The 14,766-nt window shown below is 65.2% G+C and carries 10 protein-coding genes and 1 tRNA gene; 3 read left to right on the top strand and 8 right to left on the bottom strand.

Annotation, left to right across the window (positions count from 1 at the left end; translation table 11 throughout):
• Nucleotides 1–38: 38 nt before the first annotated feature.
• Entirely contained in the window at nt 39–2,210 is a 2,172-nt protein-coding gene (locus tag ACOYR4_RS12370) for an AsmA family protein (protein ID WP_422846802.1), read from the bottom strand.
• A 195-nt stretch (nt 2,211–2,405) separates the two neighbouring features.
• Between ACOYR4_RS12370 and ACOYR4_RS12365 the strand changes: the two genes are divergently transcribed.
• The gene (locus tag ACOYR4_RS12365; RefSeq protein WP_422846801.1) at nt 2,406–3,323 is read left to right on the top strand and encodes a pseudouridine synthase; all 918 of its coding nucleotides are present in this window, start codon (nt 2,406–2,408) and stop codon (nt 3,321–3,323) included.
• Between the two features lie 271 nt (nt 3,324–3,594).
• The gene (locus tag ACOYR4_RS12360; RefSeq protein ID WP_422846800.1) at nt 3,595–5,493 is read left to right on the top strand and encodes a Cache 3/Cache 2 fusion domain-containing protein; all 1,899 of its coding nucleotides are present in this window, start codon (nt 3,595–3,597) and stop codon (nt 5,491–5,493) included.
• Between the two features lie 56 nt (nt 5,494–5,549).
• Here the strand turns inward: ACOYR4_RS12360 and ACOYR4_RS12355 are convergent.
• The 7 genes from ACOYR4_RS12355 to gabT form a co-directional block, all read right to left on the bottom strand.
• A tRNA-Gly gene (locus ACOYR4_RS12355) sits at nt 5,550–5,623 on the bottom strand.
• Between the two features lie 108 nt (nt 5,624–5,731).
• Nucleotides 5,732–7,228 (bottom strand): NAD-dependent succinate-semialdehyde dehydrogenase, encoded by a 1,497-nt coding sequence (locus ACOYR4_RS12350; RefSeq protein ID WP_422846799.1) that lies wholly within the window; start codon nt 7,226–7,228, stop codon nt 5,732–5,734.
• 165 nt (nt 7,229–7,393) lie between these two features.
• A complete protein-coding gene (locus tag ACOYR4_RS12345; protein WP_137745621.1) occupies nt 7,394–8,212 on the bottom strand; it encodes an ABC transporter permease in 819 nt (272 codons plus the stop codon).
• 41 nt (nt 8,213–8,253) lie between these two features.
• Entirely contained in the window at nt 8,254–9,516 is a 1,263-nt protein-coding gene (locus ACOYR4_RS12340; protein ID WP_422846798.1) for an ABC transporter permease, read from the bottom strand.
• Between the two features lie 59 nt (nt 9,517–9,575).
• Nucleotides 9,576–10,607 (bottom strand): ABC transporter substrate-binding protein, encoded by a 1,032-nt coding sequence (locus ACOYR4_RS12335; RefSeq protein WP_422846797.1) that lies wholly within the window; start codon nt 10,605–10,607, stop codon nt 9,576–9,578.
• Nucleotides 10,608–10,706: 99 nt separating this feature from the next.
• The gene (locus ACOYR4_RS12330; protein ID WP_422849656.1) at nt 10,707–11,804 is read right to left on the bottom strand and encodes an ABC transporter ATP-binding protein; all 1,098 of its coding nucleotides are present in this window, start codon (nt 11,802–11,804) and stop codon (nt 10,707–10,709) included.
• A 43-nt stretch (nt 11,805–11,847) separates the two neighbouring features.
• Complete coding sequence (gene gabT, locus ACOYR4_RS12325) at nt 11,848–13,152, bottom strand: 4-aminobutyrate--2-oxoglutarate transaminase (protein ID WP_422846796.1); 1,305 nt, start codon at nt 13,150–13,152, stop codon at nt 11,848–11,850.
• 190 nt (nt 13,153–13,342) lie between these two features.
• On the opposite strand from gabT, the gene ACOYR4_RS12320 reads away from it, so the two are divergent.
• Nucleotides 13,343–14,761, top strand: a complete 1,419-nt coding sequence (locus tag ACOYR4_RS12320; RefSeq protein WP_422846795.1) for a PLP-dependent aminotransferase family protein — start codon at nt 13,343–13,345, stop codon at nt 14,759–14,761.
• Nucleotides 14,762–14,766 lie beyond the last annotated feature (5 nt).

Raw genomic sequence — 14,766 nt, 5'->3', positions numbered from 1 at the left:
GGGGGCATACACCACCAGGGGCGATGTAGATGTGTTTTCTAACGTGCTGTGGTGCGCGCGGCTGGAGCGCCAACCTGCCCCGCCTTGACTGGTTGCGCGGCCTGAGCAAGCAAGGGCGCACACTGCGCATCGTCGTCAGCTCCGGGGACTGTGACCGGTATCAGCGCCAGCGCTGCAGGCGCGGCCACCGCAGCGGCAATGGCTGCACCTGCGCGCAGCAGCAAGGGGCCCGGTTCTGCTCCCACGTTGGGCTTGCCCAGCGTGCCGCGCACATATAACGGAGTGCGCAAAGAAAAGAACTTCCACTCCAGGGATGCAGGCTTCACGCTGAGGTTCAGGCGTTCGTCCGCCATGTCGATGGTGCCGGTGACATCCACCACCGCTTCGTTGGTGCTCAGCTTGGCAGTGCGGACTGTGGCAACCCCTTCGCGCACTGCTAGGTCTGCCACTGCGCAACGGAGTTGCACCTCCTTGTCGTCGCCAAACAGTTTGCCAATCACAATGCTGCCGACGTTGAGCGCAGCGCGGTCCAGCAGTTCGCGGCTCAGGGTTCCTTCGCGCACGTACAGGCGCGCCTCGCCATTGCTTGTGCCGAGCCATTGCGCCACGGAGTTGCCTTGGCCATTCAATGCGATGGCACCGTCCAGCCGGCCTAGGCTTTTACGCGTCAATTCCACCTCGGGGAACAAGGCAGCGAGTCGCAGGTTTTGCACGCGGGTATCCATGCGTACCTTGAGCGGTCGTTTGCGACTATCCAGCACCAGCTTTGACTCAATCTGGCCTTTGGCTACGCCAAAGTGCAAAGGCTCCAGGCGCAGCACTGCATCGTCGAGCACCGCGTGCACGCTGAGGTCTTCCAGTGGCAGGCTGTCGGGACGGATCACTCGTTGTCCCGAGAATTTCAGATCCATGTCCATGTTGCTCCAACGATCGGTGGCAAAGGCCGCGTTGGGCAATACCCTGCCATTCCGACCCGCTGGGGCCTTCGCCGTGGTGGCTGTCCCGAGCACTGGCCCCAGGTCTGCAAGCCGCAATTGGTTGGATGTGATGGCTCCCGACAGCTTGCCGCGCGGCGCTCCTGATACAAAGCGCAGATTGCCGTGGAGGTCGCTCTGACCGACTGTTCCGGTGAAGTCACGGTAGTTCCACACGGCGCGGCCTGGCTGCAGGCTACCCTGCAGTCGGCCCTGCGTTTGAAACGCAGGTGTGTTGGGCAGAACCAGGCCCGTGAGCGGGTACAGATCCGCCATGCTGGCGCCCTTGAGCATCACCTGAAAATCCATGCCTGACAGGGCGCCCGGGTTGGCCAAAATGCCCTGAACCGCTGTTCCCACACTGCCCGCCTTGGCTGTGAATTGCAGTGGGTAGTTCACTTCCTTGTCACGCAGTGTGAGGACGGAGCCGGCCTTGCCGTGGCCTTCGATGCGCGCTTTGCCCAGCGTACCCGTCACATCGAATCGCACACCATAGCGTGGGGAGCCAGAAGCAAAGTCTGCGCTGGCCGCAGACGAGGCTGCTGCGTGTGGCGGCGCCATTGCCGTATCTTCTGGCAAGGTATCGACACGGGCGGTCAGATCAAGGTCCTGTGTGGCGTCGGAATACCCCAGTCGGCCTTTACGAACCACCAGCTGATGGACACTGAACGACCAGCGAGTCTTCGTATCGGTGGGGTCTTTTTGGGGGAAGGTCCAGTTGTTGGTGCCATCGCGCAGCCGAGCCAGTGAGATATCCGGGCCCGAGAGTTCCAAGGTATCAATCACCACTTCACGAGCCAGCAACGGCCAGAGCTTGAGCGACGCGCGTGCCACCTCCGCGCTGGCCGTGGGGCGCGGTTCTGCGCTCTTCCCTGTGCGGGCGAACCCTGGCGGGTCTTGCAGAACCAGCTGCGTGCCCTGCACGGTGACGCCGGGTATCCAGCGGTGCCAGCCCTCTTCGAGGGGCTGCGGCCAGTGCCAGGAAGCGGACAGGTCGCCTTCCACCGCAAACTGTCGTCCGCTCGCTCCGCTGGCGGCTTGGTTCAGCCAGGGCTTGGCGCGGTTCCAGTCCCACTGGGTCAAAGTCACCGCGCCAATCAAGAGCAGCCCCATCACGCTCGCCGCCACACCCCAGGCTATGCGTACCCCGCGGCTGCCTTGTCTCCTTGGGAATGCGGGTTGAGCTACGGGGCGGGGCGATGGGTTGGTATCGTGGTTGGTCGGAGGGCTCGTCATAGAGCGGTCATGCTAGCCCGCAGAACGTGACTTTGGGCCCCTCAGACTGAGTCGCAGGCCTTTTGGCGCGCTTGTCCTACAGGGTGGGAACGGGTGGACAATCTTCTTGCCGTGCGGGGCTGGGGACACGTCGGCCCATGCGGGGTTTGATGCTGCGCGGTTACGCATGTCGATCCCTCCTAGAATTCGCAAGCCATGCACAACCCCCGTCATCCCCATGTTCTCCCGGTGCGCGACGGGGTGAGCCCCAGCTGTGTGGTGCTGCCCACACGCGGGCAGGGGAGCATGCTGGATTTCCTGGCGCGGCGACTGCCCGCAGTGTCCCGTGATGGCTGGTACGACCGCATGAAGGCGGGCGATGTGGTGGATGAGCACGGGCAGGCTGTTCAGCCCGAACGGCCTTTCGAGGGTGGTGTGCGTCTTTACTACTACCGCAGCCTCCCGGCGGAGCCCGCGTTGCCTTTCTGTGAAACCGTGCTGTACCAGGACGAGCATCTGGTAGTGGCGGACAAGCCGCACTTCATGCCGGTCACGCCCTCGGGCCGTTATCTGCAAAACACCTTGCTGGTGCGGCTGAAGCGTCGGCTGGGGTTGCCCGAGTTGTCACCACTGCATCGCATCGATCGTGATACAGCCGGACTGGTGATGTTGTCGGTGCAGCAGCGCACCCGTGGTGTCTACCAGGCCTTGTTCCGTGACCGGCAGATCATCAAGCACTACGACGCGATTGCGCCCTGGCGCGCGGATGTAGTTTTTCCCCGCGACCATGTCAGCCGTCTGGAAGAAAGCCCGCAGTTCTTTCGCATGCACGAAGTGCCCGGCGAGCCCAACAGCCACACCCACATGCAGGTGCTGGAGGTGGCCGGCGATTGGGCGCGCTACCGTCTGTCACCCATCACCGGCAAGCGGCACCAGTTGCGCGTGCACATGGCGGCCCTTGGACTACCGCTGCGCAACGATCCGTTCTACCCTGTGGTCAACGACCCGCCCGAAGGTGACTATTCGCGGCCCCTGCAGTTGCTTGCAAGATCACTGAAGTTTGTGGACCCGGTCACGGGGGCCCAGCGTGTGTTCGAGAGCCGGCAGTCCCTGCAGCTACCCATGGGTGGGTAGGCGCTCTGAACGCGCTTGCGCTGGCAGGACGTGGGTTTTCTTGCCGCGCATTGGGGATATTTGCAAGGGTTTTCCCTAATTCTCGACGGGCCATTGCTGATTGAGCCGTTTGCATTACGGGGCGAATCGGGTACTTTGTCTTTCTCATATGCATGCCATTGCATAAATTACAGAAAAGTACCAGATGATTTCGTCAAACAGTCGCCACTCAGTGGCTTTCAAACTTTCGGCAACCGCTTTGTTCAGCCTGTTGGTGGTTTTGCTGGCCACCATGGGCATTGTCAGTGGCCTGCTGTGGAAAGACTTCGGCCGCCTATCGCGGGACGATGCTAAGCAGTACGCCGCCCAGGTGCGCATGCTGGTGCAGACCTTTGACGACACCGCACAAGAGCAAGCCAAGCGGGACTTCACCCTGTTCAAGGCGAATTTCCCGGGACAGTTCTCTGTGGCCGAGGCGCCCGGTGCGGACGGAAAGCCCGAAGCTGTGCTGTCGTTTCAAGGCGCGTCCGTTAACGGCGATTTCGAGGTGGTTGACCGCTTTTCCAAAGACAGCATGGGCGCCGTGGCGACCATTTTTGCGCGCACGGGGGATGACTTCGTCCGCGTGACCACATCGCTCAAGAAGCAGGACGGTGAGCGCGCCTATAAAACCTTGCTGGACCGCAAGCACCCTGCCTATGCCCTGATGAATGAGGGCAAGACATACATCGGCCGCGCCAGCCTGTTTGGCCGCGAGTACATGACCGTGTACGAGCCCATCCGCGATGGTAACCGCACCATCGGCATCCTGTTCATTGGCTCCGATATGGGCGCCATCCTGGGCAAGCTCGATACAGTGATGGCGGGGCAGAAGCTGTTTGCGACCGGAGCGGTCTATGCGGTCAACCTCTCGGCAGGCCCGGCGCGGGGCAGTATTTTTGGCCTGCCGGGCGCCGATAAGTCCCTCAAGGTGGATGAAAAGGACGAACAGGCCAAGGCATGGATGGCGTCGTTGGCGGCAGTGGGGCAGTCGGGTGACTTTGAGTCGGATTGGTCCCCGCGCCGCAGCGGCGAGGGTGACCACGCCACACGTTACCTGGCAGTGGAGCATTACAAGCCTTGGAACTGGGCCATCGTTGCCGAAGCGCCCCTGACCGAAATGATGAGCGAGGCCCGCAATGTGCTGGCCTGGCTGTGGCTGGGTGTGGTGGTGGCGCTGGCGCTGCTGACGGTGGTGCTGGTGCTGGCCACCCGCCGCCTGGTGGGCGCCCCTGTGCAGCAGTTGAGCGCCGCGCTGGCCTACTTGGCGCAGGGCGATCTCACACATGCGGTGTCAGTGCGGTCCCGCGACGAAATCGGCACCCTGGCCCAGGCGATGGAGGGCTTCCGGGTCCGCCTGGTGGAAAGCCTGGGCACTGTGCGCACCAGCGCCGACAGCGTGTCAGCCGCCAGCACGGAAATTGCCCAGGGCAATCAGGACCTCTCAGGCCGCACCGAGAATCAGGCGAGCGCGCTGGAGCAGACGGCGGCGAGCATGGAGCAGCTGGGCGCCACGATCCGCCACAACGCCGACAGTGCCAGCCAGGCCAATCAACTGGCCGTGGGCGCCAGCCGCGTGGCACAGCAGGGTGGAGAGGTGGTGTCCAAGGTGGTCAGCACCATGCAGGACATCAACAGCAGCAGCCAGAAGATTGCCGACATCATCGGCGTGATCGACGGCATTGCGTTCCAGACCAACATCCTCGCGCTCAACGCGGCCGTGGAGGCCGCCCGCGCGGGTGAACAAGGCCGTGGCTTTGCGGTGGTGGCCGCCGAGGTGCGCAACCTGGCCCAGCGCACCGCCGCCGAGGCCAAGGCCATCAAGGAGCTGATTGGTGCCAGCAGCGCCATGGTGCAGCAGGGCTCTGTGCTGGCCGATGAGGCCGGGACCACCATGCAGGAGGTGGTCCGCGCTATCCGGCGCGTGGCCGACATGGTTTCCGAAATCAGCGCCGCGAGCAATGAACAGACCGCCGGTGTGGGCCAGGTGGGTGAAGCCGTCACCCAGCTCGATCAGACCACGCAGCAGAACGCCGCCCTGGTGGAGGAAATGGCCGCCGCCGCCAGCAGCTTGCGCACGCAGGCGCAGCAGATGGTGGAGGCGATTGCACGGTTCAATCTGGGGCAGGAAAACGCATCCTCGCGGCGCTGAGTGCATTGTCCCATGAAAAAACCCGCCAGGCTTCTCGGCCTGGCGGGTTTGGCATATGGAGCGGGTGAAGGGAATCGAACCCTCGTATGAAGCTTGGGAAGCTGCCGTTCTACCATTGAACTACACCCGCGAAGCCTCGGATTATAGGCAGCATCGGCAGACTGTAGCTTGTGCCCCCAACTGAGAGTCACTCCAGCGTTTTTATGACGGTTGCAGTGAGAGGCTATCCGCGCTGCGCTCACTTGCCACTCAAGACATCCCCTACGCACAGGTACTTGATCTCCACATAGTCGTCCATGCCGTAGTGCGACCCTTCCCGGCCCAGGCCTGACTGCTTGACGCCGCCAAAAGGCACATGCTCGGTGGCCAGGATGCCCACGTTGGCGCCGACCATGCCGTATTCCAGCGCTTCGGTCACGCGGAAGATGCGGCCCACGTCGCGGCTGTAGAAGTAGCTGGCCAGGCCGAATTCGGTGTTGTTGGCTGCGTCGATGGCTTCCTGCTCGGTCTTGAACTTGAACACCGGGGCGAAGGGGCCGAAAGTTTCTTCACGGGCGCAGAGCATGTCGGCCGTGGCGTTGGCTACCACCGTGGGTTCAAAGAACTGGCCTGAGCCCAGGGCGGTGAGGCGCTGGCCGCCCGCCACGACCTGGCCACCCTTGGCCAGCGCGTCGTCCACGTGGCGCTGCACCTTGGCCAGCGCGGCTTCCTCGATCAGCGGGCCCTGGTTCACGCCAGCTTCAAAGCCGTTGCCCACCTTGGCCGTCTTCACCTTGGCGGCGAACTTGGTCACGAACTCGTCGTACACGCCTTCCTGCACATAGAAGCGGTTGGTGCACACGCAGGTCTGGCCCGCATTGCGGTACTTGCTGGCAAAGGCGCCTTCCACGGCGCTGTCCACATCGGCGTCGTCGAACACGATGAAGGGCGCGTTGCCGCCGAGCTCCAGCGACATCTTCTTGACCGTGGGGGCCGACTGCGCCATCAGGATGCGGCCCACTTCGGTGCTGCCCGTGAAGCTGATGTGGCGCACCACGTCGCTAGCGCACAGCACCTTGCCGATGGCAATGGAGTTGTCGCTGTCGGCGGGCAGGATGTTGAACACGCCGGCCGGGATGCCCGCGCGGATGGCCAGCTCGGCAGCGGCCAGGGCGGTCAGCGGCGTCAGCTCCGCCGGCTTGATGACCACAGGGCAACCGGCGGCCAGCGCGGGCGCGACCTTGCGCGTGATCATGGCCAGCGGGAAGTTCCATGGCGTGATGGCCGCGCACACACCGATGGGCTGCTTGAGCACCAGCAGGCGGCGGTTGTTGTCGAACTGGGGCAGGGTCTCGCCATTGATGCGCTTGGCTTCTTCGGCAAACCACTCCACAAAACTCGCCCCGTAGGCCACTTCGCCCTTGGCTTCGGGCAGGGGCTTGCCCTGTTCGGCGGTCATGATGCGGCCCAGGTCGTCCTGGTTCGCCATCAGTAGGTCGTACCACTTGCGCAGGATGATGCTGCGCTCCTTAGCGGTTTTGGTCTTCCAGGGGCCCCAGGCGGCGTTGGCGGCGGCAATGGCGGCCTCTGCATCGGCCGGGCCCAGGTTTGCCACATCGGCCAGTTTCAGGCCTGTGGCCGGGTCGTTCACGTCAAAGCGACTGCTGCCTGCGACCCACTGGCCGTTGATGAGGCCGTCGGTCTTGAGCAGTGTGGGGTCGTTCAGCAGGGCGAGGGGGGAGGTCTTCATGTCCATGGGAGTGCTTCCAGAAAGAGGGGCGTGACGAAGGAAAGACGAAAGGAAAGCCAGACGCTAAAAAGCTTGACGCATTTGCCCTCAGGGCCGAGGTCTAGCCAAAGGCTAGCACGCCCGGACGCATTGCGTTGGTCGCCAAGGTGGCAGCCACTGGCAGCATGTCGGTCATGCGCGGCGGCCGCGCAGCCATTCCAGTGCCAGCAGCAGGCTGGTGGTGAACAGGATGAGCAGCGTGGCCACCGCGGCAATGGTGGGCGAGATGTTTTCGCGGATGCCGTTGAACATCTGGCGCGGCAGGGTGGACTGGTCCGCCCCGGCCAGGAACAGCGTGACCACGACCTCGTCGAACGAGGTGGCAAACGCAAACAGCGCGCCCGAGATCACCCCCGGTGCAATCACTGGCAGCGTGATGCGGAAGAAGGTGTTCAGTGGCGTTTCGCCCAGGCTCAGAGAAGCCCGCACCAGGTTGTGGTTGAAGCCCGCCAGTGTGGCCAGCACGGTGGTCAGCACAAATGGTGCGCCCAGCGCGGCGTGCACGACGATGAGGCCCAGGTAGCTGTCGGCCAGCCCGAGCGGCGCAAAGTACAGGTAGGTGGCCACGCCCACCACGATGATGGGCACCACCATGGGCGCGATCAGGATGCCCATGAGCAGTCCCTTGAAGCGGAAGTCCGCCCGCGACAAACCCACCGCCGCCAGCGTGCCCAGCACCGTGGCAATCAGCGTGGCCGCAGGCGCCACGATGAAGCTGTTGCGCGTGGCGCGCGCCCATTCGGCGGATTCGAACAGGTTCTGGTACCACTTGAGCGACCAGCCGTGGATGGGGTAGGCGAGGAACGAACTCTCGGAAAACGACAGCGGCACCATCACCAGAATGGGCGCCAGCAAGAAGGCGAGCACGGCCACACACAGCGCGCGCACGGCCCACCAGCCGAGCTTGTCGGCCAGCGTGGCATAGAGGGGGAAGGAGGGAAGGCGGAACATGGTCAGTGGCTTTCTGCGTCAGAAGATGGGTCCACCTGGGGTCAGCCCAGGCTCAACTCGGCCTTGCCAAAGCGCCGGTACACGCCATACAGCACCAGCGTGGCCGCCAGCAGCAGGGCGCCCAGCGCGCAGGCCATGCCCCAGTTCACTTCCACATTGGTGTAGCGGGCGATGTAGTAGCTCAGCATCTGGTCGTCCGCCCCGCCCAGCAGCGCGGGCGTCACGTAGTAGCCAATGGCCAGGATGAAGACCAGCAGCGCGCCCGCGCCAATGCCGGGGTAGGTTTGCGGCACATACACCCGAAAAAACGCTGCCACCGGCGAGCTGCCCAGCGACACCGCCGCGCGCAGGTAGGTGGGGGGCACGCTTTTCATCACGCTGTACAGCGGCAGGATCATGAAGGGCAGCAGGATGTGCACCATGGCAATCACCACGCCCGTGCGGTTGAACAGCAGTGCCAGCGGCTGCTCGATCAGGCCCAGCCCCATCAGCCCCCGGTTGACCAGCCCTTCGGACTGCAGCAGCACGATCCACGCAGCCACGCGCACGAGGATGGAGGTCCAGAACGGCACCAGCACCAGGATCATCAGCACATTGGCCGGGCGGGCGGGCAGGGTGGCCAGCCACCAGGCCAGCGGGTAACCCAGCAGCAGGCACACCAGTGTGACCACCAGGCTGATGTGGAAGGTGCGCAGCAGGATGCCGCCAAACGCGCGCTGTTCCTCGGGCATGCGCTCGATGTGGCCCAGTGCGTCGCGCTGCAGGTCCACCGAGGCGAGCAGGTAGTCGGGCGTCCAGCGGGCGCCGTTTTTGGCGATGGCCTGCCACAGTGGGGCTTCGGCCCAGCGCGGGTCTTTGTCCAGCAGCTGCGCGCGGATGGCCTCGGGTGTGCCCTCCACGGGCAGCGCGCGGTACGCGCCCATGATGAGCGAGCGCGCGCCGGGCACTTCGGTGTTGAGCCGCCGCGCCAGCGCCCCGGCGTCGGAGCTGTCGGGCAGGCGGGCCAGGTCTTGCACTAGCGCTGCGTAAGCGGGTGCGCCGGGGGCGTCCTTGCGGTCCCAGCCGTCCAGCGCGCGCATGGTGGCGGGCAGGGCGTTGGCGACCTCGGGGTTTTCCACCGCGCGCTGCAGCAGCGCGGCAATGGGCACCAGCAGCGTGATCAGCAGGAACACCAGCAGGGGCAAGGTCAGCGCAAAGGCGCGCCATTTGCGGCGCGACTCGGCGCGCGCCAGGGCCTGGCGCAGCGCACCGGGGGGGCTGCCTTCGGGGGCAATGGCGTGGGGATGGGCCAGGGTGGCTTGCATGCGGGTGTCCTGCTCTCAGCGTTTCACAAGGGCATCTTCAAAGGGGCAATACAGGAGGCTTACTGGGTGGCCCAGGCGGCAAAGCGCTTCTCCAGCGCCTCACCCTGGTCGGCCCAGAAGCCCACGTTGAATTGCAGCGCTTCCTTGGCGTTGGTGGCCGAGGTGGGCAGGTCGTCCAGCACCTTCTTGTCCAGCGACGCCAGCGCCTTGCTGTTGGCCGGGCCGTAGGCAATGTTCTGCGCGTAGGCCGCTTGCTGCGGCGTCTGCATGGTGAAGGCGATGAACTTCACGGCCGCATCCTTGTTGGGCGTGCCCTTGGGGATGGCCCAGTAGTCCAGGTCGTAGATGCCGCCGGGCCAGTAGATCTTGAGGTTGCGGCCTTCGCGGTTGGCGGCGTCGATCCGGCCGTTGAACACCGTGGTCAGCGCCACATCACCCGCCACCAGGAACTGGGGCGCTTGGGCACCGGCCTCCCACCACTGGATGTTGGGCTTCAGTTCAGTCAGCTTCTTGAACGCGCGGTCGGCACCGTCCTTCGTGGCCAGCACCTTGTACACGTCGGCAGGCTTGACGCCGTCGGCCAGCAGTGCAAATTCGAGGTTGTAGCGTGCGCCCTTGCGCATGCCGCGCTTGCCAGGGATCTTTTTGGTGTCCCAAAAGTCGGCCCAGCTGGTGGGCGGGGTCTTGAGCTTGTCGCCGTTGTAGGCCATGACGGTGGACCACACAAAGATGCCCACGGCGCACTCGTGCACGGCGGCGGGCAGCAGGTCGGCCTTGGGCATGATCTTGCTGTAGTCCAGCTTCTCGTACAGGCCTTCATCGCAGCCGCGCGCGGCGTCGGGCGATTCGACCTCCACCACGTCCCAGGTCACCTTCTTGGTCTCGACCATGGCTTTGACCTTGGCCTGCTCGCCGTTGTATTCCACGGCCACGATCTTGGTGCCCTGCTTTTCGTAGGGCTCGTAGAACGCCTTTTTCTGCGCGTTGGCATTGGCGCCGCCGAAGTTCACGACAGTGAGTTGCTGTTGCGCAAAGCTGGGCAGGGCCAGGCAGGCAGCCAGGGATGCGCAGGCGATGAGGCTCTTTTTCATGGTGCAGATTTCCTTGGGTAGTGGAGGAACGGGAACGGGGATAGGACGGACAGGTGAACGGGACTGGTGGTGGGGGCGCAGCGGGGTAGTGCAACGCCCTCACACGGCGTAGATGCGTGTGGCGGCGGGCGGGAACTCCAGCAACACCTGGTCGCCCGGCTGCGCGTGGTTGGTGCTCAGGGGCGACAAGGCCCGCTTGACCGTGGCCGGCTCCTGGCCGTGGCCCAGCTCGCAGACCAGGCGCAGGTGGTCGCCGTAGTAAATGGTGCGCGCCACGGTGGCGGGGATGGCGTTGGGCCTGGGGTATTCGGACTGCGGGTGCAGCACGATGCGCTCGGGCCGCACGCAGGCCTGCACCCGCGCGCCCACGGGGGCCTGGTTCACGTTGATGCCGGGCAGCAGAAAGCCGCCGGGCATCTGGATGGCCGCGTCGGCCCCGGCGCCCTGCAGCGTGCCCGAGAGCACGGTGCTGTCGCCCACAAAACCCGCCACAAAGCGGTTGCTGGGGGTTTCGTACAGGCTCTCCACATCGGCCAGCTGCTGGATCACGCCTTCGTTGAACACGGCCACGCGGTCGCTCATGGTCAGGGCCTCGCCCTGGTCGTGCGTCACGTACACAAAGGTCACACCCAGCTGGCGGTGCAGCTCTTTCAGCTCGATCTGCATGTGCTCGCGCAGTTGTTTGTCCAGCGCACCCAGGGGCTCGTCCATCAGCACGAGCTGCGGGTTGAACACCAGTGCACGCGCCAGCGCCACACGCTGCTGCTGGCCGCCCGACAGGCGCGCGGGCAGTCGGTCAGCCATGCCGCCGAGGCGCACCATGTCCAGTGCCTTCTTCACGCGTTCGGCCTGCTCGGCCTTGGGCACCTTGCGCACCGTCAGCGGGTAGGCTACGTTCTCTCCCACCGTGAGGTGGGGGAAAAGCGCGTAGTTCTGGAAAACCATGCCAAAGTTGCGCTTGTGCGGTGGCGTGCGCGTGATCTGCTTGCCGTCCAGCAGGATGTCACCTGCGGTAGGCGACTCAAACCCGGCCAGCATCATCAGCGTGGTGGTTTTGCCCGAGCCCGACGGGCCCAGCAGGCTCAAAAACTCGCCGCGCTGGATGTCCAGGTCCAGCGCGCGCACCACCAGCTGCTCGCCGTCGTAGGTCTTTTGCACGCCGGTAAAGCGCACCAGGGGTTCGGCAGGCTGGTTCATGGCGGGCGGCGCCTGGTAGGTGGAGTGGAGGGCCGGGCGCATGTCAGTTCGTGGCCGCAGCCACGACCTCCAGGCTGTCGGCCAGGATGGCCAGACCTTCGAGCAGCAGCTCGTCCGAGGCGGTCAGCGGCACCAGGATGCGGATCACGTTGCCATACGTGCCGCACGACAGCAGGATCAGCCCACGCCGCGCGGCCTCGGCCACCACCTGCTTGGTCAAGGCGGCGTCGGGGCGGCTGAGGTCGCCGTTTTCGAACAACTCAATCGCCACCATGGCGCCCAGGCCGCGCACATCGCCAATGGCAGGCACCTTGGCTGCGATGTCTTTCAGGCCTCGCACCAGCAGCGCGCCCATGTCCTGGCTGCGGGCCAGCAGCTTCTCTTGTGCAAACGCTTCGATCACGGCCAGCGCAGCGGCGCAGGCCACGGGGCTGCCCGCGTAGGTGCCACCCAGGCCACCGGGGGCGGGTGCGTCCATTACATCGGCCCGACCCACCACCCCTGCCAGCGGAAAGCCGCCCGCCAGCGACTTGGCGGTGGTGATCAGGTCGGGCGCCACGGGCCACTGCTCGCTGGCAAACCAGGTGCCGGTGCGGCCCGCACCGGTCTGCACCTCGTCGGCAATCAGCAGGATGCCGTAGCGGTCGGCCAGCGCCTTCAGGCCACTGATGAATTCGGGTGGGGCGACGTAGAAGCCGCCTTCGCCCTGCACGGGTTCGACGATGAAGGCCGCCACGCGCTCGGGCTCGATGTCGTTCTTGAAGATCAGCTCCACCGAATGCAGCGCCTGCTCCACGCTCACGCCGTGCAGTGCATTGGGGAACAGCGCGTGGTAAGTCTCACCCGGGAACGGGCCAAACCCCGTCTTGTACGGAACGACCTTACCGGTGAGGCCCAGCGTGAGGTTGGTGCGGCCGTGGTAGCCGCCGGTGAAGGCGATTACGCCGGGGCGCTTGGTGTAGGCGCGGGCGATCTTGACGGCGTTCTCCACGGCCTCGGCGCCGGTGGTGAGCAGCAGGCTCTTCCTGGCAAACGCGCCGGGGGCCAGCGTGTTCAGGCGCTCGCACACTTCCACGTAGGGCTCGTACGCCACCACCTGAAAGCAGGTGTGGGTGTACAGGTCCAGCTGCGCCTTCACGGCGGCGATCACCCCAGCATGCAGGTGGCCGGTGTTGAGCACGGCGATGCCGCCGGCAAAGTCGATGAAGCGGCGGCCCTCCACATCCCAGAGCTCGGCGTTGCGGGCCTTCTGGATGAAGAGGTCATGGGCCTGGCCCACGCCCCGGGCGACGGCGGCGTGGCGGCGGGTGAGAAGGGCGGCGTTGGTGAAGTGGCGGTCTTGCTGCATGGTGGTCGGCGTGGTGGTTGACGAGGAAATGAAGGAATGGGGCGGATTCTGGAAGTCGCGCCACACACCGTCCATGTACAGCGCAGCGCTGTTTGGCGCGCACTGTGCAGGTCTAAAATCCTGTACAGGCAATCCCTGATTTGGTGTGCGCCAAGCCGGTGCACAATTCGCCTCCTTTTTTCCCCTCCTGATGCTCACTCTCAGCCCGGACCTGCAGACACCGCTGGTCAGCCAGATCGTTGATGGGCTGCGGGGCCTGATCGTTGGGCAGGTGCTCAAACCCGGCAGCAAGCTCCCGTCCATCCGCGCTTTTGCCGCTGCGCATGGCGTGAGCGTGTTCACCGTGGTCGAGGCCTACGACCGCCTGGTGGCGCAGGGCTGGCTGGTGTCGCGCGCCAACGCGGGCTTTTTTGTGAAGCGGCGGGGCGACGAAGGCGCAGCGCCCGGCGCTGGTGCGCCAGAGCGGCCGGTGCCCCGTTTTGATGCGCGCTGGTACCTCAAACAAATTTTTGAAAACCGCAACCTGCCCATGAAACCGGGTTGCGGCTGGCTGCCACATGACTGGCTATTTGGCGATGCGGTCAAGCGCAGCATGCGCCAGCTGTCGTCCGATGGGCCCGAGCTGGACGGCTACGGCCTGCCCCACGGCCACATGGCGCTGCGCATGGTGGTGGCCGAGTCGCTGGCCGAGCACCACCTGGCGGTGGATGCCGACCAGGTGCTGCTGACCCAGGGCTCCAGCCAGGCGCTGGATCTGGTGGCGCGCCGCCTGGTCAAGCCCGGCGACGTGGTGCTGGTGGACGACCCCGGCTACCCTAACCTGCACTTCATGCTGCGTTTTGCGGGCGCGCAGGTGGTGGGCGTGCCGCGCACCCCCACGGGCTATGACCTGCCCGCGCTGGAGGCGCTGCTGGCCGCACACCGGCCCACGGTGTTCTTCACCCAGCCGCGCCTGCAAAGCCCGACCTGTTCCATGGCGTCGGTCGCGCACCTGCACCGGCTGCTGCAGTTGGCCGAGCAACATGGTTTTGCGCTGGTGGAGAACGACATCTACGCCGACATGGATTCGACCGTACGCCCCTCGCTGGCCAGCCTGGACCAGCTCAGCCGCGTGGTCTACATCGGCAGCTTCTCCAAGACCATCTCGCCCAATCTGCGCACGGGCTACGTGGCAGCGCGACGCGATCTGCTGGATGAGCTGGTGCAGCTCAAGATGATCTCGGGCCTGACGTCCTCCGAGATCACCGAGCGCATCACCTTCGGCGTGGTGACCGACGGCCGCTGGCGCAAGCACCTCAAGTCGCTGCGCGAGCGCCTGGCCGAGGCGCACCGCGCGGTGGGCCGGCGGCTGTTGAACCTGGGCTTCGAGCTGTTCCATGAGCCCGAGGCGGGCATGTACCTGTGGGCGCGCCACCCTGATCTGCCCGACAGCGCCGAGCTGTCGAAGGAGGCCACGGGCGCGGGCATCATGCTCGGCCCCGGCCAGCTCTTTTTAGTGGAGCCGCGCCCCACGGGCTGGCTGCGCTTCAACGTGTCGTTCAGCCAGGACGAGCGGCTGTGGCGCTTTCTGGAGCAGCGCATCCTGCTGGGGCAGCAGGTGGCGGAATAGGGCGG

The organism is Acidovorax sp. M14 (genome assembly GCF_049331375.1).
Classification (GTDB): domain Bacteria; phylum Pseudomonadota; class Gammaproteobacteria; order Burkholderiales; family Burkholderiaceae_C; genus Acidovorax.
Note: the sequence above shows the minus strand (reverse complement) of the source record. Positions and strands in the feature narration are given on the sequence as shown.

What these genes read in the sequence shown, in the direction of transcription:
- ACOYR4_RS12370 (WP_422846802.1), bottom strand. Translation starts at nt 2,210, where the DNA reads ATGACGAGCCCTCCGACCAACCACGATACCAACCCATCGCCCCGCCCC.
- ACOYR4_RS12365 (WP_422846801.1), top strand. Translation starts at nt 2,406, where the DNA reads ATGCACAACCCCCGTCATCCCCATGTTCTCCCGGTGCGCGACGGGGTG.
- ACOYR4_RS12360 (WP_422846800.1), top strand. Translation starts at nt 3,595, where the DNA reads ATGGGCATTGTCAGTGGCCTGCTGTGGAAAGACTTCGGCCGCCTATCG.
- ACOYR4_RS12350 (WP_422846799.1), bottom strand. Translation starts at nt 7,228, where the DNA reads ATGGACATGAAGACCTCCCCCCTCGCCCTGCTGAACGACCCCACACTG.
- ACOYR4_RS12345 (WP_137745621.1), bottom strand. Translation starts at nt 8,212, where the DNA reads ATGTTCCGCCTTCCCTCCTTCCCCCTCTATGCCACGCTGGCCGACAAG.
- ACOYR4_RS12340 (WP_422846798.1), bottom strand. Translation starts at nt 9,516, where the DNA reads ATGCAAGCCACCCTGGCCCATCCCCACGCCATTGCCCCCGAAGGCAGC.
- ACOYR4_RS12335 (WP_422846797.1), bottom strand. Translation starts at nt 10,607, where the DNA reads ATGAAAAAGAGCCTCATCGCCTGCGCATCCCTGGCTGCCTGCCTGGCC.
- ACOYR4_RS12330 (WP_422849656.1), bottom strand. Translation starts at nt 11,804, where the DNA reads ATGAACCAGCCTGCCGAACCCCTGGTGCGCTTTACCGGCGTGCAAAAG.
- gabT (WP_422846796.1), bottom strand. Translation starts at nt 13,152, where the DNA reads ATGCAGCAAGACCGCCACTTCACCAACGCCGCCCTTCTCACCCGCCGC.
- ACOYR4_RS12320 (WP_422846795.1), top strand. Translation starts at nt 13,343, where the DNA reads ATGCTCACTCTCAGCCCGGACCTGCAGACACCGCTGGTCAGCCAGATC.